At 65.3% G+C, this 23,796-nt stretch carries 21 protein-coding genes; 15 read left to right on the forward strand and 6 right to left on the reverse strand.

All coding sequences use genetic code 11. From position 1 onward, the window contains the following. Nucleotides 1–56 precede the first annotated feature (56 nt). Nucleotides 57–1,985 (forward strand): alkyl/aryl-sulfatase, encoded by a 1,929-nt coding sequence (locus DCM79_RS27690; RefSeq protein ID WP_257177254.1) that lies wholly within the window; start codon nt 57–59, stop codon nt 1,983–1,985. A gap of 203 nt (nt 1,986–2,188) precedes the next feature. Here DCM79_RS27690 and DCM79_RS27695 read toward each other — a convergent pair whose 3' ends face one another. Then, nucleotides 2,189–3,259 (reverse strand): glycosyltransferase family 4 protein, encoded by a 1,071-nt coding sequence (locus tag DCM79_RS27695; RefSeq protein WP_257177255.1) that lies wholly within the window; start codon nt 3,257–3,259, stop codon nt 2,189–2,191. 275 nt (nt 3,260–3,534) lie between these two features. Between DCM79_RS27695 and DCM79_RS27700 the strand changes: the two genes are divergently transcribed. The 4 genes from DCM79_RS27700 to DCM79_RS27715 are packed head-to-tail and all read left to right on the forward strand — an operon-like array spanning nt 3,535 to nt 9,410. Continuing rightward, nucleotides 3,535–5,298 carry an ABC transporter ATP-binding protein gene (locus DCM79_RS27700; protein ID WP_257177256.1) on the forward strand — a complete coding sequence of 588 codons (1,764 nt, stop codon included), beginning with the start codon at nt 3,535–3,537 and terminating at the stop codon, nt 5,296–5,298. 58 nt (nt 5,299–5,356) lie between these two features. Continuing rightward, nucleotides 5,357–7,561, forward strand: a complete 2,205-nt coding sequence (locus DCM79_RS27705) for an amylo-alpha-1,6-glucosidase (protein WP_257177257.1) — start codon at nt 5,357–5,359, stop codon at nt 7,559–7,561. A gap of 20 nt (nt 7,562–7,581) precedes the next feature. Next, on the forward strand, nt 7,582–8,100 hold the full coding sequence (locus DCM79_RS27710) for a PRC-barrel domain-containing protein (RefSeq protein ID WP_257177258.1): 519 nt from the start codon (nt 7,582–7,584) through the stop codon (nt 8,098–8,100). A 23-nt stretch (nt 8,101–8,123) separates the two neighbouring features. Then, nucleotides 8,124–9,410, forward strand: coding sequence for an MFS transporter (locus DCM79_RS27715; RefSeq protein ID WP_257177259.1), 1,287 nt, complete (start codon nt 8,124–8,126; stop codon nt 9,408–9,410). Between the two features lie 78 nt (nt 9,411–9,488). Here DCM79_RS27715 and DCM79_RS27720 read toward each other — a convergent pair whose 3' ends face one another. The 4 genes from DCM79_RS27720 to fixL all read right to left on the reverse strand — a co-directional run bounded on the left by DCM79_RS27720 (nt 9,489) and on the right by fixL (nt 12,888). Continuing rightward, on the reverse strand, nt 9,489–10,187 hold the full coding sequence (locus tag DCM79_RS27720) for a helix-turn-helix domain-containing protein (RefSeq protein WP_257177260.1): 699 nt from the start codon (nt 10,185–10,187) through the stop codon (nt 9,489–9,491). A gap of 103 nt (nt 10,188–10,290) precedes the next feature. Further along, nucleotides 10,291–10,707, reverse strand: a complete 417-nt coding sequence (locus DCM79_RS27725) for a response regulator (protein WP_257177261.1) — start codon at nt 10,705–10,707, stop codon at nt 10,291–10,293. A gap of 43 nt (nt 10,708–10,750) precedes the next feature. Then, nucleotides 10,751–11,368 carry a response regulator FixJ gene (gene fixJ / locus DCM79_RS27730; protein ID WP_257177262.1) on the reverse strand — a complete coding sequence of 206 codons (618 nt, stop codon included), beginning with the start codon at nt 11,366–11,368 and terminating at the stop codon, nt 10,751–10,753. Between the two features lie 2 nt (nt 11,369–11,370). Then, nucleotides 11,371–12,888, reverse strand: a complete 1,518-nt coding sequence (fixL, locus tag DCM79_RS27735) for a sensor protein FixL (RefSeq protein WP_257177263.1) — start codon at nt 12,886–12,888, stop codon at nt 11,371–11,373. 216 nt (nt 12,889–13,104) lie between these two features. Here fixL and DCM79_RS27740 point away from each other — a divergent pair, with 216 nt between their 5' ends. The 10 genes from DCM79_RS27740 (at nt 13,105) to ccoS (ending at nt 22,562) form a co-directional block, all read left to right on the forward strand. Beyond that, entirely contained in the window at nt 13,105–13,938 is an 834-nt protein-coding gene (locus DCM79_RS27740) for a universal stress protein (protein ID WP_257177264.1), read from the forward strand. Nucleotides 13,939–13,972: 34 nt separating this feature from the next. After that, nucleotides 13,973–14,398, forward strand: a complete 426-nt coding sequence (locus DCM79_RS27745) for an HPP family protein (RefSeq protein WP_257177265.1) — start codon at nt 13,973–13,975, stop codon at nt 14,396–14,398. 255 nt (nt 14,399–14,653) lie between these two features. Beyond that, entirely contained in the window at nt 14,654–16,303 is a 1,650-nt protein-coding gene (gene ccoN, locus DCM79_RS27750) for a cytochrome-c oxidase, cbb3-type subunit I (protein ID WP_028135112.1), read from the forward strand. 12 nt (nt 16,304–16,315) lie between these two features. Then, nucleotides 16,316–17,050: a cytochrome-c oxidase, cbb3-type subunit II gene (ccoO, locus tag DCM79_RS27755; RefSeq protein ID WP_257177266.1), complete on the forward strand. Its 735-nt coding sequence runs from the start codon at nt 16,316–16,318 to the stop codon at nt 17,048–17,050. A 13-nt stretch (nt 17,051–17,063) separates the two neighbouring features. Beyond that, nucleotides 17,064–17,228 (forward strand): cbb3-type cytochrome c oxidase subunit 3, encoded by a 165-nt coding sequence (locus DCM79_RS27760; protein WP_028135114.1) that lies wholly within the window; start codon nt 17,064–17,066, stop codon nt 17,226–17,228. Nucleotides 17,229–17,234: 6 nt separating this feature from the next. Then, nucleotides 17,235–18,110 carry a cytochrome-c oxidase, cbb3-type subunit III gene (gene ccoP, locus DCM79_RS27765; protein ID WP_028135115.1) on the forward strand — a complete coding sequence of 292 codons (876 nt, stop codon included), beginning with the start codon at nt 17,235–17,237 and terminating at the stop codon, nt 18,108–18,110. Nucleotides 18,111–18,232: 122 nt separating this feature from the next. Next, the gene (gene ccoG, locus DCM79_RS27770) at nt 18,233–19,699 is read left to right on the forward strand and encodes a cytochrome c oxidase accessory protein CcoG (protein WP_257177267.1); all 1,467 of its coding nucleotides are present in this window, start codon (nt 18,233–18,235) and stop codon (nt 19,697–19,699) included. Between the two features lie 15 nt (nt 19,700–19,714). Beyond that, complete coding sequence (locus DCM79_RS27775; protein ID WP_257177268.1) at nt 19,715–20,200, forward strand: FixH family protein; 486 nt, start codon at nt 19,715–19,717, stop codon at nt 20,198–20,200. 11 nt (nt 20,201–20,211) lie between these two features. Continuing rightward, complete coding sequence (locus DCM79_RS27780; RefSeq protein ID WP_257177269.1) at nt 20,212–22,395, forward strand: cation-translocating P-type ATPase; 2,184 nt, start codon at nt 20,212–20,214, stop codon at nt 22,393–22,395. Next, on the forward strand, nt 22,395–22,562 hold the full coding sequence (gene ccoS / locus DCM79_RS27785; protein ID WP_257177270.1) for a cbb3-type cytochrome oxidase assembly protein CcoS: 168 nt from the start codon (nt 22,395–22,397) through the stop codon (nt 22,560–22,562). Before DCM79_RS27780 ends, ccoS begins: the two co-directional genes overlap by 1 nt. Here the strand turns inward: ccoS and DCM79_RS27790 are convergent. Continuing rightward, nucleotides 22,559–23,761, reverse strand: coding sequence for an MFS transporter (locus DCM79_RS27790; RefSeq protein ID WP_257177271.1), 1,203 nt, complete (start codon nt 23,759–23,761; stop codon nt 22,559–22,561). The genes ccoS and DCM79_RS27790 overlap by 4 nt on opposite strands. Nucleotides 23,762–23,796: the final 35 nt, after the last annotated feature.

Genomic DNA, 23,796 nt, shown 5'->3' on the forward strand with positions numbered 1-23,796 from the left:
GCAAACGTCCGCCAGATGCGGTTAGATGCCGCGCGACAGGCCGGGAGGACACACGCATGACGGACATCGCCAGCGAGCCGAAGGACGCAACGCCCTCCGTCATCGCGCAGCAAGCGGCGATGCTGAACGCGCTGCCGTTTTCCGACACGCGGGATTTCGACGATGCCGCGCGCGGCTTCCTCGGCAGCATCGAGAACGCGGAGATCACGAGCCCGCAGGGGCGGACGGTCTGGAGTCTTCGGCCTTACGGTTTCCTGTCCGCCGAAGAGGCGCCGCCCACGGTCAATCCCAGCCTGTGGCGGCAGTCGCGCCTCAACATGCAGCACGGCCTGTTCGAGGTCGTGCCCGGCGTCTACCAGGTGCGCGGGCTCGACATCGCCAACATGACGCTGATCGAGGGCGACAGCGGCGTCATCGTCGTGGACACCCTGACCTCGATCGAGGGCGCCCGCGCCGCGCTCGATCTCTATTTCAGGCATCGCGGCGTGAAGCCGGTCTCGGCCGTCATCTTCACGCACACCCACACCGACCATTGGGGCGGTGCCCGCGGCGTGGTGGAGGAGGAGGCGCTCGCCAGCGGCCGCGTGCCCCTGATCGCGCCGAACCTGTTCATGGAGCATGCCGTCTCCGAGAACATCATTGCGGGACCGGCGATGCTGCGCCGGGCGCAGTACCAGTTCGGGCCGTTGCTCGCCAAGGGGGCGCGGGGACAGGTCGATTGCGGTCTCGGCAAGTCGATGGCGGCGGGATCGGTTGCGCTGTTGCGCCCAACCGACCTGATCATGGCGACCGGCGACACGCGCGTGATCGACGGAATCGCGTTCGAATTCCAGATGGCGCCGAACAGCGAGGCGCCGGCGGAGATGCACTTCTTCGTCCCGCGCTACAAGCTCTTGAACCTCGCCGAGAACTGCACGCACAATTTCCACAACCTGCTGCCGTTCCGCGGCGCCGATGTGCGCGACGCGCTGGCCTGGTCGAAATATCTGGGCGAGGCCCTGCAATTGTGGGACGGCAAGGCGGAAGCGATGTGCGGCCAGCATCACTGGCCGGTGTGGGGACGCGAGCGCATCGGCACGATGATCCGGCAGCAGCGCGACCTCTACAAATTCGCGCATGACCAGACCATCCGCCTGATGAATCACGGCCTCACCGCCGCCGAGATCGCCGAGACGATCAAGCTGCCGAAGAGCCTGGAGGGCGCCTGGCACGGCCGCGGCTATTACGGCCACATCCGCCACAACGTGAAGGCGATCTACCAGAAATATCTCGGCTGGTACGACGCCAATCCGGTCAATCTCGATCCGCTGCCGCCGGTCGAGTCCGGCAAGAAGTATGTCGAGTACATGGGCGGGGCGGACGCGATCCTGGCGCGGGCGCGCACCGATTTCGACAAGGGTGAGTTCCGCTTCGTCGCGCAAGTGCTCGGCCATCTCGTCTTCGCCGAGCCTGACAATGCGGCGGCCCGCGGTCTCTTGGCCGATACGCTGGAGCAGCTCGGTTATGCCGCCGAAAGCGCGACCTGGCGCAACGCCTATCTGTTCGGCGCCCAGGAATTGCGCCAGGGCATGCCGAAGGTGCCGGCACGCCCGCCGATGCCGCGCGAGACGCTGGCCGCGCTGCGCACCTCGCAGCTCTGGGATGTGCTGGGTATTCGCCTCAACGGTCCGAAGGCGGAAGGCAAGCACATCGTCCTGAACTGGAACTTTTCCGACACCCGCGAGACCTTCGTGCTCAATCTGGAGAACTGCGCGCTCACCTACAGCGAGGGGGTGCAGGCGGAAGGCGCCGATGCCAGCTTCACCCTGGCGCGCGCGACCCTCGACGAGGTGATCGCCAAGCTGACGAGCTTTCCGGAAGCCGTTGCGGCCGGCAAGGTCAAGCTATCGGGCAACCCGATGAAGCTCGCCGAGCTGATGGGCCTGATGGACGAATTCCCGAGGATGTTCGAGATCGTCGAGCCGAAGCGGGCGGTGGTGGTGTAGGTTGGGTTGGCCTTGGCGTACCCAAGAGCTGCGTCGCACCCGCTGTCGTCCCCGCGAAGGCGGGGACCCATAACCCCAGGAAGAAGTCGGGGCGCGAGCTGATAGCTCCGAGTCTTCGCACAACTACTGCTGCGGAGTATGGGTCCCGGATCGGCGCGCGCTTACGGCGCGCTTGTCCGGGACGACATTTGTAGGTGTGCTAGCTACTCCGCGCTGCTCACCAGCTTGATCCGCGGCGCTTTTTCTTCGGCGAGGCTGCGGTAGGCGGCGAGATAGTCCAGCGCCATGCGCCGCGCCGTGAAGCGCGTCTCGAATTGCCTGCGGATCGCGGCGCGGTCGAGTTGCGGAAGGCGGTTCACCACGCCCGCCGCGCTGATCACGTCCTCGACGATGAAGCCGGTCAGCCCCTCGTCGATGATCTCGGGCACCGAGCCGCGGTTGAAGGCGACGACCGGCGTTCCGCAGGCCATGGCCTCGATCATCACGAGGCCGAACGGCTCCGGCCAGTCGATCGGCAGCAGCAGCCCGAGCGCGCCGCTGAGGAAATCGGACTTCTCGTGATCGCCGATCTCGCCGATGAATTCCACCAGCGGATTGTTCTCGATCATCGGCCGGATCAGCTCGTCGTAATAATCCTGGTCGGCACGATCGACCTTGGCCGCGATCTTCAGCGGAATGCCGCAATGCGTCGCGATCTTGATGGCGCGGTCGACGCCCTTCTCGGGCGCAATGCGGCCGAGCACGGCGAGATATTCCTGTCGCGCGGGCTTCGGCGTCAGCAGGTTCTCCGGAAGACCGTGATGGATCGTCGTCACCCAATTGGCCTGCGGCACCGGCCGCCGCTGCGCGTTGGAGATCGAGATGACCGGCATCTTGGAGAAGGTGTTGAAGACCGGCTGATGCTCCGGCAGGTCGAGTCGGCCGTGCAGCGTGGTCAGGAACGGCGTCGGCTGCCGGTGGAACAGCGACCAGGGATAATAGTCGAGATGGAAGTGGAGGAAGTCGAATTCCTCGTCGTCACATTTCTGCCGCACCCGCTCCAGCAGCACCATGTGCAGCGCGTTGGGATCGCGCACGGAACCGTCGAGGCGAAGCGCCTTCGGCCACAAGGCATCGAGCTTGGCCGAGGTCTGCGAGTCGCCGCTGGCGAAAAGCGTCACGTCGTGTCCAAGGGCCACCAGCTCTTCCGTCAACCAATGCACCACCCGCTCGGTGCCGCCATAAAGCTTGGGTGGAACAGCCTCCGTCAACGGAGCTACCTGCGCGATGCGCATCTCACCATCTCCTCTGCGATCATGATTGTCGAAAACCCCCGCCAGTACGGCACCGGCTATGCCAGACAGGGGAACGTTCCCGCACCTGCGAAGTTCCTTCTCCCAAACGTTACTTATTCGACACGTCCGGGGAGCGTCGCGATGCTGCCACCACATCTTCGCAGATCGTCCGCATCCGCATGTCGTGATGGCGTCGCCGGGGAACCGAGCGGAAGCGGTCGATGTTCACTCGGCCAGTAGCGAAACGAACAACAGAACAACGGGGCGTCAGCGATATGGATCATCTTTCTGGATACGCGCGCAGGCCATTTGCCTTTGTCTTGCGCTATCTTCGGATGCGAATGGCGTCGCATCTGGTGATCCTCACCGCGGTGGTCGGAGCGGTTGCCTGCTCCGTAGGCACCCAGTACGGGGTCAAATCTCTCGTCGACGCCTTGTCGGCGGGACCATCGCAGGGCGGTGGCGTATGGCTGGCATTCATTCTGCTCATGTCGCTGATCGCCGCCGACAACTTCCTGTGGCGGATCGCAAGCTGGACGGCGAGCTTCACCTTCGTCCGGGTCACGGGCGATTTACGGCGTGACATATTTCGTCATCTGACCGGACACGCACCCAGCTATTTCTCGGACCGGATGCCGGGGATGCTGACGAGCCGGATCACGGCGACCTCGAACGCGGTGTTCACGGTCGAGAACATGTTCGTCTGGAACGTGTTGCCGCCCTGCATCGCCACAATTGCGGCGATTGCGCTGATCGGAACCGTCAGTCCCTATATGGCGCTCGGCCTCATCGTGATCGCCGGCGGCATGGTTGTCACCATGTTTCACCTTGCCGCCGCCGGCAAGCCGCTGCACGACGATTTCGCCGACAAGGCGGCCGCGGTCGACGGAGAGATGATCGACGTCATCAGCAACATGCCGCTGGTGCGGGCCTTCTGCGGCATCGGCCACGAGCATGAGCGGTTCGACGCGACGGTGAACCGGGAGCTGACTGCGCGAAGCCGCAGCCTGCGCTATCTGGAAAAGCTGCGGTTGCTGCATGCCGCCGTGACCGTGCTTTTGACGATCGCGCTGATGGCCTGGGCCATCACGCTCTGGCAGAAGGGTGCGGCGACCACCGGCGACGTCGTGCTGGTCTGTACGCTCGGCATCTCCATCCTGAGCGCGACGCGCGATCTTGCGGTGGCGCTGGTCGACGTCACCCAGCACGTCGCGCGCCTGACCGAGGCGATCGCCACGCTGCTGGTGCCGCACGAGCTGCGCGATCACCCCGAGGCCGAGCCGCTGGTCAAGAGCGGCGCGGCGATCGCGTTCAACAACGTCACCTTCGGCTATCCAGGCGGGGAGAAGATCTTCGAGCGGTTCAGCCTTCGCTTGCAGCCCGGCCAGCGCGTCGGCCTGGTCGGCCAGTCCGGCGGCGGCAAGTCGACGCTGTTCACGCTGCTGCAGCGCTTCTACGACGTCGACGAGGGTAACGTCACCATCGACGGGCAGGACATCTCGAAGGTGACGCAGCTGAGCCTGCGCGAGGCGATCTCAGTCGTGCCGCAGGACATTTCCTTGTTTCATCGCTCCATTCGCGAGAACATCCGCTACGGCCGCCCGAACGCGACCGACGACGAGGTGCTGCGCGCGGCGATCGCGGCGCGCTGCGACTTCATCGACGGCCTGCCCGAAGGTCTCGACACCATGGTCGGCGACCGCGGCGTCAAGATGTCCGGCGGCCAGCGCCAGCGCATCGCGATCGCGCGCGCCTTCCTGAAGGACGCGCCGATCCTGCTGCTGGACGAGGCCACCGCCGCGCTCGACAGCGAATCCGAGGAGGCGATCCGCGAGGCGCTGTCGCGCCTGATGCGCGGCCGCACCGTGATCGCGATCGCGCATCGGCTGGCAACGCTGCGCAATTTCGACCGCGTGGTGGTGCTGAGAAATGGTAAGATCATCGAAGACGGATCGCCCGAGCGCCTCATGCAGGGGCACGGACCCTATCGTGAACTGGTCACGCAGGAAATGAGTAGGCTGGCGCAAGCCGCCGCGTAAGCCAACAGTCGCGTTCTCGAGTCGGTCGCGTTTCAAAACAAGCGCAGGGGAGCTGCTCATGTCGGCCGAAGCCGTAACCCAACTCGTCTCCGTGACACGGACCTCCGAACAGGTCGCGGAGCAGCCTTTCTACATTCCGATGACCGGGCCCTCGGCGCGGCCTCGGCGGTCGCTCAAGCACGACGACATGTTCATTGTGCTCGACAGCCATGGCGACATCGGCGCATCGGCAGGCGGGCCGGATGGCCTGTTCCATCACGATACGCGCTACCTCGCACGGCTCGAGCTCGTGCTCGACGATCTCCAGCCGCTGCTGCTCGGCTCCAACCTGCGCGACGACAATTCGGCGCTGACCGTCGATCTGACCAATCCGGACATCTACCGGCAGGACAGCCTCGTCCTGCAGAAGGATCTGCTGCACATCGTGCGCACGATCTTCCTGTGGCGCGGCACCGCCTATCAGCGCATCGGCGTGCAGAACCATGGCGAGCGGCGCACCAGCTTCGAGCTGACGCTGCTGTTCGACAACGACTTTGCCGACCTGTTCGAGGTTCGCGGCGAGCGCCGCCCGCATCGCGGGACCGGCACGAGCAGATTGCTCGGGCCGACCGATGTGCTGTTCGAATATCGCGGTCTCGACGATACCGAGCGCACCACGGCGCTGCATCTCGACCCGCGTCCGACGCGGCTGTCGGTGAACGCGGCGACCTGGCAGCTCGAGCTGGACCCGCACGAATCGACCTCTCTTTTCGTGGCCGTGTCCTGCAACCGGCCGATCGCGGAGAAACCGGCGCGGTTCTTCCGGGGACTGCTCGCCCACCGCCGCGAGATGCGCCATTCCACCATGGGCGCCGCCAGCATCGAGACCTCCAACAACATCTTCAACGAGGTGCTGTGCCAGGCCATGGCCGACCTCAACATGCTGATGACGGAGACGCCGCAGGGGCGTTATCCCTATGCCGGCATTCCCTGGTACTCGACGACGTTCGGCCGCGACGGCCTGATCACCGCGCTCCAGATGCTGTGGGTCGACCCGCGCATCGCCAAGGGCGTTCTGCGCCGGCTCGCGCATTTCCAGGCGGAGGCGGTCGACCCGCTCGCTGACGCGGCCCCCGGAAAGATCCTGCACGAGATGCGCGGCGGCGAGATGGCGGCGCTCGGGGAGGTGCCGTTCGCGCATTATTACGGCAGCGTCGATTCGACTGCGCTGTTCGTGCTGCTCGCGGGAAGCTATTTCGAGCGCACCGGCGACGAGGCCACGCTGACCGAACTGTGGCCGGCGATCGAGGCCGGGCTGGCCTGGATCGACGGCCCCGGCGATCCCGACCAGGACGGCTTTGTCGAATACCAGCGCGCGACCGAGAAGGGGCTGGCCAACCAGGGCTGGAAGGATTCCTACGACGCGATCTTCCACGCCGACGGAAAGCTCGCGGAAGGCAATATCGCGCTCGCCGAGGTCCAGGGCTACGTCTTTGCCGCCAAGCAGCTCGCCGCGCGTTGCGCCTTGCGGCTCGGCAAGCTGGACCGTGCGCGCAAGCTCGACGCCGATTCCAGGGCGCTGGCCGAACGCTTCGAGCAGGCGTTCTGGTGCGAGGAGCTCGGCACCTATGCGCTCGCCCTCGACGGCAGGAAGCGGCCGTGCAAGGTGCGGACCTCGAACGCCGGTCAGGTGCTGTTCAGCGGCATGATCCGCGAGGACCGCGCCCGCCTCGTCGCCGCCGATCTGATGCGGCCGCATTTCTTCTCGGGCTGGGGCATCCGAACCGTCGCGCAGGGCGAAGCGCGCTACAATCCGATGTCCTACCATGACGGGTCGATCTGGCCGCACGACAACGCGCTGATCGCGCTCGGGCTCGCGCGCTACGGTCTCAAGCATTCGGTGGCGCATGTCTTCAAGGGGCTGTTCGACGCGGCGACCTACATGGACCTGCGCCGGCTGCCCGAATTGTTCTGCGGCTTCCGGCGCGAGAAGCGGCGAGGCCCGACGCTCTATCCGGTCGCCTGTGCGCCGCAGGCCTGGGCCAGCGCGACGCCGTTCACGCTGCTAGAGGCGGCGCTCGGTCTCGAATTCGACGTCGCGCGCGGCGAGATTCGCCTGCGCAACCCGCATCTGCCGGTATTCCTCAACGAGGTGATCCTGCGCGATCTGCGCCTGGGCGATTCCAGCGTCGATCTGCGCGTCAGCCGCCACGGCGACGACGTGGCGCTGGAGGTGATGCGCACGCGCGGCCAGATTCAGGTCTCGATCGTGCTGGCGCGCTAGCGGCGCGCAAGGAGGGCGTCATGCGTGCGAATGGAGCGTTGATCCTTGGTATAGCCATCGTTGCGAGCCTGGCGGTCGCCTCCTCGCACGCCGCCGACGAGCCGCCGACACCCCCGCGCGAGGCCAATGTGCCGGCGACCCAGCCGCCGGCCTCGACCGTGCCGGTGACGCCGAAGGATGCCGCCCCGCCGCCGTCGGTGACCATCATCGGCGCGAGCGAGGCCCACGGCGTGCTCGGCCGCGACGTGCGCAGTGCGGCCGGCGAGGACATGGGCCGCATCGTCGACGTCATCGTCGATCGCACCGGCCATGTGCGCGCTGCCGCGATCGATTTTGGCGGGTTTCTCGGCGTCGGCAGCCGCAAGATCGTGGTGGAATGGAACGCGCTGCGCTTCGGCAAGATTGCCAACAAGAAGGACAGCATCACGCTGGAATTGACCAAGGCGCAGGTTGCGGCCGCGCCGGAATACAAGGAGGACACGCCGATCGTCGTGCTCGGCGCGTCCGGCAGCCTTCAACCGCTGCAAGCGATCCAGTGAGGTGCCGGGAGGGCCCACCGCCTGTGCTGTTGTCGAGGAAGCCGAACCATGCAGATCGGGAGGGCCGCGTTGAGCAGGACAACGTCGCCGCGCCTTCGGTCGCCGGCGTCCCGGCGCCGTCGCGCCAGAGCCTGCGCGGCCTCGACTGGTTCATCTTCTTCCTCGCCGACGTGCAGACCGGATTCGGTCCTTTCATCGCGGTCTATCTGACCACCCAGAAATGGACCCAGGTCGAGATCGGCTTCGTGCTGTCGATCGGCGGCATCGTCGCGTTGATTGGGCAGATGCCGGGCGGGGCGATCATTGATGCCGCGAAATCGGAGCGTCTCGTCGCCGCCCTCGCGATCACGACCATCGGCGCCTGCGCGCTGGCCTATGCCGCGATGCCGATCTTCGCGGTCGTGGTGACCGCCGCCACCCTGCATGCGATGGCGAGCTGCGTGCTGGGGCCGGCGATTGCGGCCATCAGCCTGGGCCTTGTCGGCCCGCTCGCGATCGGCGAGCGGCTCGGCCGCAACGCGCGCTTTGCCTCGCTCGGCAACGGCGTCGCAGCGGCGGTGATGGGCACGGCGGGGTATCTGCTGTCGAGCCGGTCGGTCTTCCTGGTCACGTTCCTGCTCGTGATTCCGACTCTGATCGCACTCTCGCGCATCCGCGAGAATGAGGTCGATATCAGGCGCTGTCACGGCGAGATGCCGCCTGAAGCCGCCGACCGTGCCGACACCAATATCTGGCACCTGATCCGGCAGCGTCCGCTGATCATCTTTGCCTTGAGCGTTCTGCTGCTGCAACTGGCGAACGCCTCGATGATGCCGCTGATGGCAAGTGCGGTGACGGCGCGGTCCGCCCAATGGGCGACGGTGCTCGTCGCCTTTTGCATCGTAGTCCCCCAAGCGATCGTGGCGCTGCTGTCGCCGACGGTCGGGCGCAAGGCGCAGGCGTGGGGTCGGCGACCGCTGCTGCTGATCGGGTTCGGCGCGCTGGCGATTCGCGGCCTGTTGTTTGCGACCGTGCGCGATCCCTATCTGCTGGTCGCCGTGCAGGTGTTCGACGGCATTACCGCCGCCGTATTCGCGGTGATGATTCCACTGATCGTTGCCGACGTCGCCTTCGGCAGCGGCCATTTCAATCTGGCACAGGGAATCGTCGGCACCGCAACGGGCATCGGCGCGTCGCTGAGCACCGTGCTCGGCGGCTATGTCAGCGACAAGTTCGGCAACGCGACCGCCTTCATCGGGCTGTCGGGCGTTGCCGCGACCGGACTCTTGCTGATTCTCCTTGCGATGCCGGAGACGCGGCGTACGGCATGACCGCCGGTCAAGAAAGAAAATGGCCGGTCGAAACGAGTTCGACCGGCCAAGTTGGTAGGGAGGAGGATCAGGCGAAGATCAGGCGTCGAGATGTTGCAGACGCTGACGGTTGCGCAACACGATCTGGCGGGCGCCGGAGAAGCCGAGGATGCCCTGGGTGTGAAGCTGGGACAGCGCGCGCGACACGGTTTCAAGGGTGAGGCCGAGATAGTCGCCGATGTCGCGGCGACACATCGGCAGCGCCATCATGCCGGCGACGGCGAGGCGACGGTCCATTTCGAGCAGGAAGGTCGCGACGCGCTCCATCGCGGTCTTGCGGCCCAGCAGCAGCATGTGGTCTTCGGCATGGCGCAGCTCGGAGGCGGTCATCGCCCAGAGCTTGCGGGCGACCTGGACGTCGGTCCCGGCGGCCTTCTCGAGGCTCGCGCGCTTCACGAGGCGCACGGTGGTGTCGATGATGGCTTCGGCGGCAAGGCGGTGAGCGGGGCCGGATTCGAGGCCGAACACGTCGCCGGGAAGATGAAAAGCGCCGATCTGGCGACGGCCGTCGGAAAGCAGCTTGTAGCTGCTCACGGCGCCCGACACGACCTGGTAGACATATTCGGCCGGCTCGTCCTCGCCATAGATCTCCTCGTCCTTGCGGTAGGAGAATTCCGTGGCCACCAGACCCACGTGGCCGGTGATGGCGCCGAACTGGTCGGTGACGGGATGGGCGGGAGCAGCCTTGCCGATAAGCTGGGTGTTGATCGCTGGGGTGTTGATCGTCTGGGTCAGCATCTGCGCCATCTCCGTTGTGATGGCGCCTTGGTACGCGGTATCGGGGGCTTCGAAAATTTCGATCGATATCTTAAGGGGGGCGCCTTACGTAGAATCCCGTAGGTCAGGCGACGGGGCGGTCCTGGATGGCGTGGCGGATGCAGTTGACCAGGTTTTCCTCGAGAAGCGGCTTCAAAACCACCTCCTTGATGCCCGCCGTCGCAGCCCGGGCCGAGATGTTCTCGTCGGGATAGCCGGTAATCAGGATTACAGGCACGTCGCGGTCGGATTTGCGCAAGCGGCCGGCCAGCTCGATACCGTTGATGTCTGGCATCTTGTAATCGATGACGTAGCAGTCCGGTCCGGCCGCGCTGCCGATGTTGAGCAGCGCCGTGCCGCTCCTGAAGGTCCGTACGGCAAAGCCGTCGGTCTCCAGCAGGAACCGCAGGGATCCCAGGACGGCGGCGTCATCGTCGACCACGAAGACGGTGGGTCGGGCAGGGGATGACGACCGCGCAGGATGTGAGCCAACCTCGATCATGTCCTCTGGCTAGCACTGCGCCGGCAAGGTGCCTTGACCTGCCTCAATCGTTGAGCATGCCGGCGCGCATCGCCAGCCGGACCAGTTCCGAGAGGCTGTTGGCCTGCATCTTGGTCATGACATTGGCCCGGTAGACCTCGATGGTGCGCGGGCTGATGTCGTATTCGCGGGCGATCAGCTTGTTGGAGAGGCCCGCAATCAGCCCTTCCATGACCTGGCGCTCCCTGGGACTCAAGGACGCGACGCGGGCGGCGATGTCCTGCGCGACGACCTCGTTCTTGGCGGCGGGCTCGGCCTGGCGGATCGCCGACTCGATCATGGCGGTGAGGCGGTCGTCGTCGAACGGTTTTTCCAGGAAGTCGACGGCCCCGAGCTTCATCGCCTCGACCGCGAGCGGCACGTCGCCATGACCGGTCATGATCAGGATCGGGAACGGGCTCTGCTGCGCCTTCATCCGCTTGAGCAGCTCGATCCCGTCGAGGCCGGGCATCCGCACGTCGGAGACGACGCAGCCGAAGTCGAGGCCCGGCAGGGCCTCGAGAAAAGCGAGGGCGTCGTCGAACAGCGTGACGTCGAAGCCGGCGGAATCCAGCAGGAAATTCAACGAATCGCGCATCGCTGCGTCGTCGTCGATGACATAGACACGTCCCTTGGTCGTCATGATCAGCTTTCGTCCGTTGCCGGCAAGGTGAAGCGGAATGTCGCTCCGCCCGCTGCGTTGCTCTCGGCCCACATGCGGCCGCCGTGGGCCTCGATGATCGAGCGGCTGATGGAGAGTCCCACGCCCATGCCGGTGTCCTTGGTGGTGAAGAAGGTCTGGAAGAGATTGGGGAGAACGTCATCGCGGAAGCCGGCGCCGGTGTCGGAGACCTCCACCTCGATCATGTCGTCGGCGACGCGGGTGTTGGCAACGACGAGCTCGCGGCGCGGCGACTGCGCCATGGCCTCCAGCGCGTTGCGGAACAGATTGACCAGCACCTGCTGGATCTGCACCCGGTCGGCGAGCACGAGATCAGCGTCGGGATTGAGGCTGAAGCGGAGCTGCACGTTCTGCTCGCGCGCGCCGGCAAGCCCGAGCGCGCCGGCCTCCTCGATCAGCTTGGACAGGCTTTCGACCCGTTTCTCCGACTCGCCGCGGGAGACGAAGTCGCGCAGGCGCCGAATGATCTGGCCGGCGCGCAGGGCCTGCTCCGCCGCGCGATCCAGCGCGTTTTCGACCTTCGGCGTGTTGGGATCGCTGCTGCCGGCGAGCAGGCGCCGCGACCCCTTCATGTAATTGCTGATCGCCGCCAGCGGCTGGTTGAGCTCGTGGGCGAGCGCCGAGGCCATCTCACCCATCGCGGTCAGCCGCGAGACGTGGACCAGCTCGGATTGCAATTCCTGGAGCCGGGCTTGGGTCTGCTGGTGCTCGGTGAGGTCGCGGACGAAGCCGGTGAAATAGGGCTCGCCGGCGCGCTGCGTCTGCCCGACGGACAGGTGCATCGGGAAAGTCGTGCCGTCGCGCCGCTTTCCCGTCACGATGCGGCCGATGCCGATGATGTGCGGATCATTCGTCCTGAGATAGCGCACGAGATAGCTGTCGTGACGCGACTGATCGGGCTCCGGCATCAGGATGCTGACGTTCCGGCCGATGGCTTCCTGCCGGCTGTAGCCGAACAGCCGCTCCGCCGCGCTGCTGAACAGCTGCATGATGCCGCGGGAATCGATGACGATCATGGCGTCCGGCACGGTCTCGAGAATCGAGCGAAGATGGTTCTCCTGGGAGCGCAGGGCGTCCTCGAGATGCTTTTCCTCGTTGATGTCGAGGAAGATTCCGCTGAGATGGCGTGGCGTTCCTGAATCGTCCCGGATCACGCCGGCCCTGGCCCGGATCCATTGACCGGTCCCGGAGACGCCGCCCAACCTGAAGGACAGGTCAAGTCCTCCGCCGCCTTCCGAGGCGCGTCCGATCGCCTTCAGAAGGTGGTCCCGATCCCCGGGTTCCAGCAAGGAAAGAAAGAGATCGTAGCTGACGGTCTGGTCCCGCTCGAGGCCAAACAGCCGCCTGGCCATGTCCGACCATTCGAGTTCGTGCGTCTTTAGATCGAGGTCCCAGGTGCCCACCCCGAATTCCTCGATGCGAACCGGGAAATGCTCGCCCCGACCATCGTTTGCCGGTTGGGTCTCGCGGATCGGCGCCAAACTCTGCTCCTCATCTCGGCCCGGTCGGCAGGACGCCGTTACCGCTGGCGCAATTTCGCCCAAGGCGCGCTCCGAGGCAAGCGCGGACGTTGAATTCACTGGCGGATTCCATTGGGAAGGACAAGGGAGCCGGAAGCGCTCATTTTGATCTATCTCATCCTGCTGCATGACAGCGGGCTTAGGCTCCAACAAAACCCGGTGATGTGGAGATACTCGATGACATACGCGACGGTGATGGTCAGCTTGGCGCTCGATCAGTCCAACGAGGCGCGTCTCCAGGTGGCCGGTGAGCTTGCCGAACGATTCGAGGCGGCCATCGTCGGGGTCGCCGCGGCACAGTTCGCGCCGCCGCTCTATTTCACCGACGGCGCCGAGGCACAAGCGCTGATCGACGAGGGCGAGGCTTCGGTCAAGCGGCGGCTGGCCGGCCTCGAGGCTCAATTCCGGGCGGCGACCAGGAATCGCGGCGGTCATGCGGAGTGGCGCAGCGCGATGGACTTTCCGGCGCGATTCGTCCTGGCGCAGGCGCGCTGCGCCGACATCATCGTCAGCGGCGGGCAGAGCCCGGCCTTCTCCGACGCGTTTGCGCTCGCAAGCCCCAAGGACCTGGTGATGCAGGCCGGCCGCCCGCTTCTCGTCGTCCCCGATCGGGTCACGTGGCTCGACCTGCGCAGCGTGCTGGTGGCGTGGAAGGACACGCCGGAGGCGCGGCGGGCAGTGGCCGACGCGCTGCCGATGCTGCGCAAGGCGAGGGACGTCACCATCGCGACAATTCCCGAGCGGGACGACGACCGTTCGGTCGTGATGGCCGGCGTCGCCGACGTCGCCGCCTGGCTCGCCCGCCATGGCGTCACGGCGACGGCGCGCCTGTACGAAGGCACCCGGAACGGAAACGCCTCGGCGCAATTGGAAAAAGTCGCAGGGGACGTCGATGCCAGCCTGATCGTCGCGGGCGCCTATGGTCATTCGAGGTTTCGTGAACTGATCCTGGGGGGCGTCACCCAGTATCTGGTCACGCAGACCGCCCGCTGCGTGCTGCTGTCGCACTGACGGTCGGCCGGAATCGAATCGAGGAGGACGCGCCGTGTACAGATTTCTTGAACAGACCGTCGACGGTTACATGACGCGCAACGTCAAGACGGTGCAGCGCGACCGAGACTTGTTCGAGCTCAGCGAAATGTTCGAGACCGACGATTTCAACTCCTATCCGGTCGAGGACGACGGGCAGGTGGTCGGCATCGTCACCAAGTTCGACATCCTGAAGTGCTTCGCCTTCACGCCGAGCCAGATGATGCCGCGCTATCACGACCTGATGAGCCGCAAGGTCGGCGACGTCATGACGCCGGAGTTCATCTATGTCAGCCCCGATACGCGGCTGACGCGCGTGCTCCAGATCATGGTCGAGCACCGCATCCGGAGCATCATCGTCCTCAACAGCGCGCAGAAGCTGGTTGGGATCATCGCCCGCGAGGACGTCATCGCGGCGCTCAAGGCGACGACGCGCGACTGACGCACCATCCCTGACCGGCAATCTCATCGTCGCCTCCGTTATTGTACGGAGGCTCCCGTTTGCGCGCCACGCCGGACCAGTTCCGGCGGGAAACACGTCCGCTGCGGCCAGCCCACATACATTTGAGCTTCCCGCACGGTCCTTGTCTTCACAAAGGGTGGCTGCGGAGAACTTAAGTGCCGCCCTTGATTTCAATCAATTCCCGGTGAGGATGAATGTGGTTTCTGGCGGTGTGTTCTTTCAGAGAGAATCCGCATGAGCCAGCCCTCCATTTCCAAATCCATGACCATCGGTGAAAGCGGCTTGGCTGTCGTGTTCGCAGTCACCGCCTTCCTGTGCGTGGTCGCTTCGGCCAAGGCGCTCGATGCGCCCTTCGCCTTCCATGCCGCGCTCAGCGCGGCGGCGAGCCTCGCGGCGCTGTTCGTCATCGTCAACCGCTACCTCGATCGCCCGGCGGCGCTGCCGCCGGCGGAGATCAACGGACGCCCCAACTACAATATGGGCCCGATCAAGTTCTCCGCGTTCATGGCGATGTTCTGGGGCATCGCCGGGTTCCTGGTCGGCCTCATCATCGCCTCGCAGCTGGCCTGGCCCGCGCTGAACTTCGATCTGCCCTGGACCAGCTTCGGCCGCCTGCGGCCGCTGCACACCTCCGCCGTGATCTTCGCCTTCGGCGGCAACGTGCTGATCGCGACCTCCTTCTACGTGGTGCAGAAATCCTGCCACGTCCGACTCGCCGGCGACCTCGCTCCGTGGTTCGTCGTCCTGGGCTACAATTTCTTCATTCTGATCGCCGGCACCGGCTATCTGCTCGGCGTCACCCAGTCGAAGGAATATGCCGAGCCGGAATGGTACGCCGATTTGTGGCTGACCATCGTCTGGGTCGTCTATCTGCTGGTCTTCCTTGTCACGATCATCAAGCGCAAGGAGCCGCACATCTTCGTCGCGAACTGGTTCTATCTCGCCTTCATCGTGACGATCGCGGTGCTGCATCTCGGCAACAATCCGGCGCTTCCAGTCTCGGTGTTCGGCTCGAAGTCCTACGTCGCCTGGGGCGGCATCCAGGACGCCATGTTCCAGTGGTGGTACGGCCACAACGCGGTCGGCTTCTTCCTGACCGCCGGCTTCCTCGCCATCATGTACTACTTCATCCCCAAGCGCGCCGAACGGCCGATCTATTCCTACCGGCTGTCGATCATCCACTTCTGGGCGCTGATTTTCCTCTACATCTGGGCAGGTCCCCACCATCTGCACTACACGGCGCTGCCGGACTGGACGCAGACGCTGGGCATGACCTTCTCGATCATGCTGTGGATGCCCTCCTGGGGCGGCATGATCAACGGCCTGATGACGCTGTCGGGCGCCTGGGACAAGCTGCGCACCGACCCCGTGCTGCGCATGCTCGTGGTCTCCGTCGCCTTCTACGGCATGTCGACCTTCGAAGGTCCGATGATGTCGATCAAGGTGGTCAACTCGCTCAGCCACTATACCGACTGGACCATCGGCCACGTGCATTCCGGCGCGCTCGGCTGGGTCGGCTTCGTCTCCTTCGGCGCGCTATACTGCCTGGTGCCGTGGGCCTGGAATCGCAAGGGCCTCTACAGCCTGAAGCTCGTCAACTGGCACTTCTGGGTCGCCACCCTCGGCATCGTTCTCTACATCTCGGCGATGTGGGTGTCCGGCATCCTGCAGGGCCTGATGTGGCGCGCCTACACCTCGCTCGGCTTCCTCGAATATTCCTTCATCGAGACCGTCGAGGCGATGCATCCCTTCTACATCATCCGCGCCGCTGGCGGCGGCCTGTTCCTGATCGGCGCGCTGATCATGGCCTACAATCTCTGGATGACGGTTCGCGTCGGCGAGCAGGAAGTCCAGATGCCCGTCGCTCTTCAGCCGGCGGAATGAGGAGCTAAAGCAATGTCGTTCTGGACACGCCACCAAGTCTTCGAAAAGAACTCGATCATCCTGGTCGTCGGCATCCTGCTGGTGATCGCGATCGGCGGTCTCGTCGAGATCACCCCGCTGTTCTACCTCAAGAGCACGATCGAGAAGGTCGACGGGGTCAGGCCCTACACGCCGCTGGAGCTGGCGGGCCGCAACGTCTACGTCCGCGAGGGCTGCTATCTCTGCCACTCGCAGATGGTCCGTCCGCTGCGTGACGAGGTCGAGCGCTACGGCCACTTCTCGCTCGCGGCCGAGAGCATGTACGACCATCCGTTCCAGTGGGGCTCCAAGCGCACCGGCCCGGATCTCGCCCGCGTCGGCGCCAAGTACTCCGACGACTGGCACGTCACCCATCTGACCAACCCGCGCGCGATCGTGCCGCAGTCGGTGATGCCCGGCTATCCGTTCCTCAGCAAGGCCGAGGTCGACCCGGATGCGATCGCGGGCGACATGCGCGCGCTCAGGACGGTCGGCGTCCCCTATAGCGACGAGCAGATCGCCAATGCCGCCGCCGACATGAAAGCCCAGGCCGATCCGGACAATGCCGGGTCCGACGCCTTCACCAAGCGCTACGCCAAGGCCGTCGTGCGGAACTTCGACGGCAAGGTCGGCGCGCCGACGGAGATGGACGCGCTCGTCGCGTACCTGCAGATGCTCGGCACGCTGGTCGACTTCAAGATCTACAACGAGAAAGCCAATCTTCGCTGAGAAGGCATGAACGATGAAAGCCATCCTTACAGTCCACAATCTTGCGTCAGATCTCGTGACGACGATCTGGACACCGGTGTTCGTCGCGATCTTTCTCGCGATCATCGCCTACGCATTCTGGCCCCGTAACAAGGCTGTGTTCGACAAGGCAGCGCACCTGCCCTTGCGGGAGGAGTAGAGAACCATGACCGATCATTCTAGCGACATCGATTCCGTCTCCGGCAAGTCCACGACCGGCCACCAATGGGACGGCATCAAGGAGCTCAACACGCCGCTGCCGCGCTGGTGGGTGATCACCTTCTACCTCACCATCATCTGGTCGATCGGCTATTGGATCGTCTATCCGGCATGGCCGCTGATCCAAAGCAATACCACCGGCATGTTCGGCTACTCCTCGCGCGCCGACGTCGCGGTCGAGCTCGCGAACCTCGAGAAGATCCGCGGTGACAAGATGGCGGCGTTGGGCACTGCCTCGCTGGTCGACATCGAGAAGGACCCGGCCTTGCTGGCGCTCGCTCGCGCCAAGGGCAAGACCGTGTTCGGCGACAATTGCGCGCCGTGCCACGGCTCCGGCGGTGCCGGCGCCAAGGGTTATCCGAACCTGAACGACGACGACTGGCTGTGGGGCGGCACGCTCGACCAGATCATGCAGACCATCCAGTTCGGCGCCCGGTCCGGTCATGCCAAGGCGCATGAAGGCCAGATGCTTGCCTTCGGCAAGGATGGCGTGCTGAAGCCGGACGAGATCGTCACGGTCGCCAATTACGTGCGCTCGCTGTCGGGCCTGTCGACCCGAAACGGATATGACGCCGCCAAGGGCCAGAAGATCTTCGCGGAAAACTGCGTCGCCTGCCACGGCGACAACGGCAAGGGCAACCTGGAGGTGGGCGCTCCGAATCTGACCGACAAGATCTCGCTTTACGGCACCGACGAAGCGAGCCTGATCGAGACCATCAGCCAGGGTCGTGCCGGCGTGATGCCGGCCTGGGAAGGGCGGCTCGATCCCGCCACCATCAAGGCAATGGCGGTCTACGTCCACTCGCTCGGCGGCGGAAAATAGCGGATCCGCGACACAAAGGCTTCAAACGGGGGTGAACAAAAGTGCCCCCGTTTGAGCTGGATCAACTGACGCGGCGGTGTCGGGTCTAGGTTTAATCGCACCTCTTTTAGAAGTTCCAAGCGATGAACAAGACCGTCAATCCGAACGAGCTCAAGCCTGTGGACGACGTCGGGCCGCTCTATGCGCCCCGCCAGAAGGTCTACCCCCAAAGCGTCTCCGGCACGTTCCGCCGCATCAAGTGGGGCCTGATGGCGATCTGCCTCGGCATCTACTATTTCCTGCCGTTCGTGCGCTGGAACCGCGGCCTCGGCGCCCCGAGCCAGGCGGTGCTGATCGATCTGCCCAACAGCCGCTTCTACTTCTTCTTCATCGAGCTGTGGCCCCAGGAGGTCTACTATTTCACCGGCCTGCTGATCGTGGCCGCGGTGGCGCTGTTCCTGATGAACTCGGTCGGCGGCCGCATCTGGTGCGGCTATCTCTGTCCGCAGACGGTGTGGACCGATCTGTTCTACGCGGTCGAACGCCTGATCGAGGGCGACCGGCGCGAGCGGATGAAGAAGGCCAAATCGTCCGATCCCTTGAAGCTCGAGCGCGTCTCCGAGATCGTGCTCAAGCATTCGATCTGGCTGATGATCGCCTGGTGGACCGGCGGCGCCTGGGTGCTCTACTTCAACGATGCGCCGACCCTGGTGAAGGAGCTCGTCACCTTCCAGGGGCCGATGCTCGCCTATATCTGGATCGGCATCCTCACCGCGACGACCTATATCCTCGCCGGCTACATGCGCGAGCAGGTCTGCACCTATATGTGCCCGTGGCCGCGCATCCAGGCCGCGCTCACCGACGAATGGGCGCTCAACGTCACCTATCGCTACGACCGCGGCGAGAAGCGCACCTCGGTCAAGAAGGCCGCCGAGCTGCGCGCGCTCGGCCAGCAGGTCGGCGATTGCGTCGATTGCTACCAATGCGTCGCGGTCTGTCCGACCGGCATCGACATCCGCAACGGACCGCAGATGGAATGCATCCAGTGCGGACTCTGCATCGATGCCTGCGACAACGTGATGGCCAAGATCGGCCGGCCGAAGCGGCTGATCGGCTACGACAACGACATCAACATCCATCGCCGCCAGGAAGGCAAGGCGCCGATCTACCGGATCGTCCGGGCCCGCACCATCGTCTACAGCGCGATCATCGCGGCGATCGGCGGCTTCATGGTCTATACGCTGGCGACCCGCAGTCTGCTCGACGTCAACGTGCTGCACGACCGCAATCCGGTCGCGGTCAAGCTCAGCGACGGCTCGATCCGCAACGCCTACACGGTGCGGCTGCTCAACAAGAGCGGCTACGATCGCGCCATCGCCATCGACGTGGAGGGGCCGATCAATCCCACGATGCATGTCGTCGGCGTCGATTCGGTGACGCCGGATCGGCCGATCATCGTGATCCCGCGCGACTCCACCAGCGAGCTGCGGCTGCTCGTCACCGCGCCGGCTGAGAACAATCCCGAGAAGTCGATTCCGGTCCGCTTCCACGTCATGGATATCGGATTGGGCGTGGCCGCGAGCGCCACCGACAATTTCGTCGCGCCGTAAGTCGAGGAGACCATCATGTCATCCAAGCCGCTGACCGGAACCAAGGTGTTCCTGATGCTGGTCGCTTTCTTCGCCCTCGTGATCGGCGTCAACGCCACCATGATGAAGCTGGCGATTGCGACGCTGCCGGGAACGGAAGTCGACAGCGCCTATGCCGCAGGTCTGACCTACGACCGCGAGATTTCGGCGGCGCAGGACCAGGCGCTGCGCAAATGGAAGGTCAACGCCCATATCGAGCGCCGCAACGACGGCGGTGCCTTGGTCCAGGTCGAGGCGCGCGATGCCGGCGGCCAGCCGCTCTCGGGGCTGAAATTCGGCGGACGCCTGGAGCGGCCGACCGACAAGCGCGCCGACCTCGCCGTCGAGCTCACCGAATCCGGCATCGGCCTCTATCGCGGCGATGCCGAATCCGTTGCGCCGGGCCAGTGGGACCTGGTGATCGAGGGCGAGGCGCGGGGGACGCGCGTGTTCCTGTCGCGCAACCGCGTGATCCTGAACTGAAGGATTTTGTCATGCACGTCACGCGGGATTTCTCGCACTACGTCCGGGCCGCGGGCGAGGGCGTCCAGCACATCGATCTCGCGGTCGAAGGCGTTCACTGCGCCGGCTGCATGGCCAAGATCGAGCGCGGCCTGTCCGCCATCCCCGACGTCACGCTGGCGCGCGTCAACCTGACCGACCGCCGCGTCGCGCTGGAATGGAAGGCGGGCACGCTCGACCCTGGCCGCTTCATCGATCGGCTCGAGGAGCTCGGCTACAAGGCCTACCCATTCGAGACCGAGAGCGCGGAGGCGGCGGAGGTCGCCGAATCGCGTCTCCTGCTGCGGTGCCTCGGCGTTGCCGCCTTCGCCACCATGAACGTGATGATGCTGTCGATCCCGGTGTGGTCGGGCAACGTTTCGGACATGCTGCCCGAGCAGCGCGACTTCTTCCACTGGCTCTCGGCGCTGATCGCATTGCCTGCGGCGGCCTATGCCGGCCAGCCGTTCTTCCGCTCGGCCTGGCGCGCGCTGTCGGCGAAGACGACCAACATGGACGTGCCGATCTCGATCGGCGTGATCCTCGCGCTCGGCATGTCCGTGGTCGAGACCATCCACCACGCCGAGCACGCTTATTTCGACGCGGCGATCATGCTGCTGACCTTCCTCCTGGTCGGCCGCTTCCTCGACCAGAACATGCGGCGGCGGACCCGCGCGGTCGCCGGCAATCTCGCCGCGCTCAAGGCGGAGACGGCCGCCAAGTTCGTCGGACCCGACGAGATCTCGCAGGTTCCGGTGGCAGCCATCAATCCCGGCGACATCGTGCTGCTCAGGCCCGGCGAGCGCTGCGCGGTCGACGGCACCGTGATCGAGGGGCGTTCGGAGATCGACCAGAGCCTGATCACCGGCGAGACGCTCTATGTCACGGCCGATCAGGGCACGCCGGTCTATGCGGGATCGATGAACATCTCCGGCACGCTACGGGTGCGGGTCTCTGCCGCCTCCGAGGCTACGCTGCTGGCCGAGATCTCGCGGTTGCTCGACAACGCGCTGCAGGCCCGTTCGCGCTACATGCGGCTCGCCGACCGCGCCTCGCGGCTGTACGCACCCGTGGTGCATGCGACCGCGCTTCTGACCATCCTCGGCTGGGTCATGGCCGGTGCGTCCTGGCATGATGCGATCGTGACCGGCGTCGCGGTGCTGATCATCACCTGTCCCTGTGCGCTGGGGCTTGCCATTCCGACCGTGCAGACCATCGCCTCCGGCGCGATGTTCAAGTCCGGCGTGCTGCTGAATTCCGGCGACTCGATCGAGCGGCTGGCCGAGGCCGATCACGTCATCTTCGACAAGACCGGCACGCTGACGCTGCCCGATCTCGAAGTGATGAATGCCGCCGACATCCCCGCCGACATCTTCGAGCTCGCCGGCCGGCTTGCGCTGTCGAGCCATCATCCGGTCGCCGCCGCCGTCGCCCAGGCCGCCGGCGCCAAATCGCCTGTCGTCGGTGCGGTCGAAGAGGCCGGGCAGGGCGTCCGCGCAACCGTGGACGGCGTCCAGCTTCGCCTCGGTCGCCCCTCATTCTGCGGCGCCGAGGCGCTCGTCGGCAGCGTCGATCCTGAGGCCTCCATCGTCGCATTCAGCAAAGGCAGCGAGAAATTCGTCCTCTCGGTCCGCCAGGGCCTGCGTCCGGATGCGAAGGCCGTGATCGCGGCGCTCAAGGCGCGCAACATCGGCATCGAGATTCTCTCCGGCGATCGCGAGGCGGCCGTGAAGGCGGCGGCCAACGCGCTCGACATTCCCGAATGGCGCGCCGGCGTCACGCCGGCCGACAAGATCGCGCGGATCGAGGAACTGAAGCAGCGGGGCGCCAAGGTGCTGATGGTCGGCGACGGCATGAACGACGCGCCCTCGCTGGCGGCAGCCCACGTCTCGATGTCGCCGATCTCGGCCGCGCATCTGAGCCAGGCCACCGCCGATCTCGTCTTCCTCGGCCGGCCGCTGGCGCCGGTGGTTGCCGCCATCGACGCCTCGCGCAAGGCGCTGCATTTGATGCGGCAGAACCTCTGGCTCGCGATCGGCTACAACGTCCTCGCCGTGCCGGTCGCCATCAGCGGCGTCGTGACGCCCCTGATCGCGGCGGCTGCCATGAGCGGATCGTCGATCCTGGTCATGCTCAATTCGCTGCGCGCGCGTAGCGCCTCGCGGGAGATCGTGTGATGGAGATCCTGGTCATCCTGGTCCCGCTGGCGCTGATGCTCGGCGGCGCGGGTCTCGTCGCCTTCCTGTGGTCGCTGAAGAGCGGCCAGTACGATGACCTCGACGGTGCCGCCTGGCGCGCCATCGCCGACGAGGAGCCGGCGCCGGAAGCTCCCCCCAAGCGCTAGCGCTTCAAGGCGAAGGTGAGCAGGCCTGCGGCCGCAAGGGCCGCGCCGACGCCGAGCACGCAGGCGGGCCATCCGAAAGCGTCGAACAGGCGCCCGAGCACGGCCGTACCGACCAGCCCGCCGCCAAAATAGCATGCAAGATAGGTCCCGCTGGCAATGCCGCGGTTGTCAGGAGCCGCCTGTCCGACGAAGGCGGTGGCGGCGGCCTGCGCGAAGAATGTGCCGACGCCGACCAGAACCATGCCGGTGAGGACTTCGCTCAGATGTGGCCTCAGCATCAAGGGCAGGCCGAGCCCGGCGATGGCGAGCGCGCCCCAGATCGTCGGCCGCGTGCCGAGCTTTGATGCCACCCTGCCGGCCAGAAGCGTCGTGACAACCGAGGGCAGGAAGACGAAATAGACGAGGCCGAGGTCCATCATGCCAAGCGACAGCGGCGGCCGGACCAGCACGAAATTGACGAAGGTAAAGGTGCCGATGAAGGCGAACAGGATGCAGAAGCCGATGCCGTAGGCGGCCCGGAGCGACGGATTGCGCCAGTGCGCGACCGCGGCGATCAGCGGCGATGTCGCAGGCATGGTTGCATGCATCGGCGATACACGCTTGATCGTGAAGAAGACCAGGATCGCGCCGGCCAGATTGAGTGCGGCGAAGACGTAGAAATTCCAGGCAAGGCCAAGGCCGTCGGCGAGCGCTGCCGAGAATAGGCGTCCAACGAGGTTGCTGGCGACGTTTCCGGCGATGTAGGCGGCAAATGCGCCACCGGCGTCAATCGTGCTGCATTGCTCGCCGAGATAAGCGAGCGTCAAGGCAAAGGCAGAGGCCATGCACAGGCCCTGCACGACCCGCAAGACCGTGAAGACGGCAAGGTTCGGCGCGCTCGCCAGCAGGCTCGTCGGGATGGCGAGGAGCGTAAGGCTGATGAGGATGCCGGTCCGCCTGTTGATGCGCGGGCTGAAGAGGCCGACCACCAGACCTGCGACGGCCATGCCGAAGGTGCTGGCGTTGACGGCGAAGCCCATCGCCGCGGGCGAGACGCCGTAATGGCGCGTCAGCGCCGGCAGGATCGCCTGCGTCGCGAACAGGTCGACGACCGTCAGGAATGCAGTCAACCCGATTACGACCGAGCGAAGCACGAGACCGGACAAATGCGCGTCCATCGCCATTGCGGACGGCTTGATCGGCGTGGAGAGGTCGGTCATGACGTGATTGTCCGCGTATAGTGGATGGTCATTCC

It is taken from the genome of Bradyrhizobium sp. WBOS07 (assembly GCF_024585165.1).
Lineage (GTDB): Bacteria > Pseudomonadota > Alphaproteobacteria > Rhizobiales > Xanthobacteraceae > Bradyrhizobium > Bradyrhizobium japonicum_B.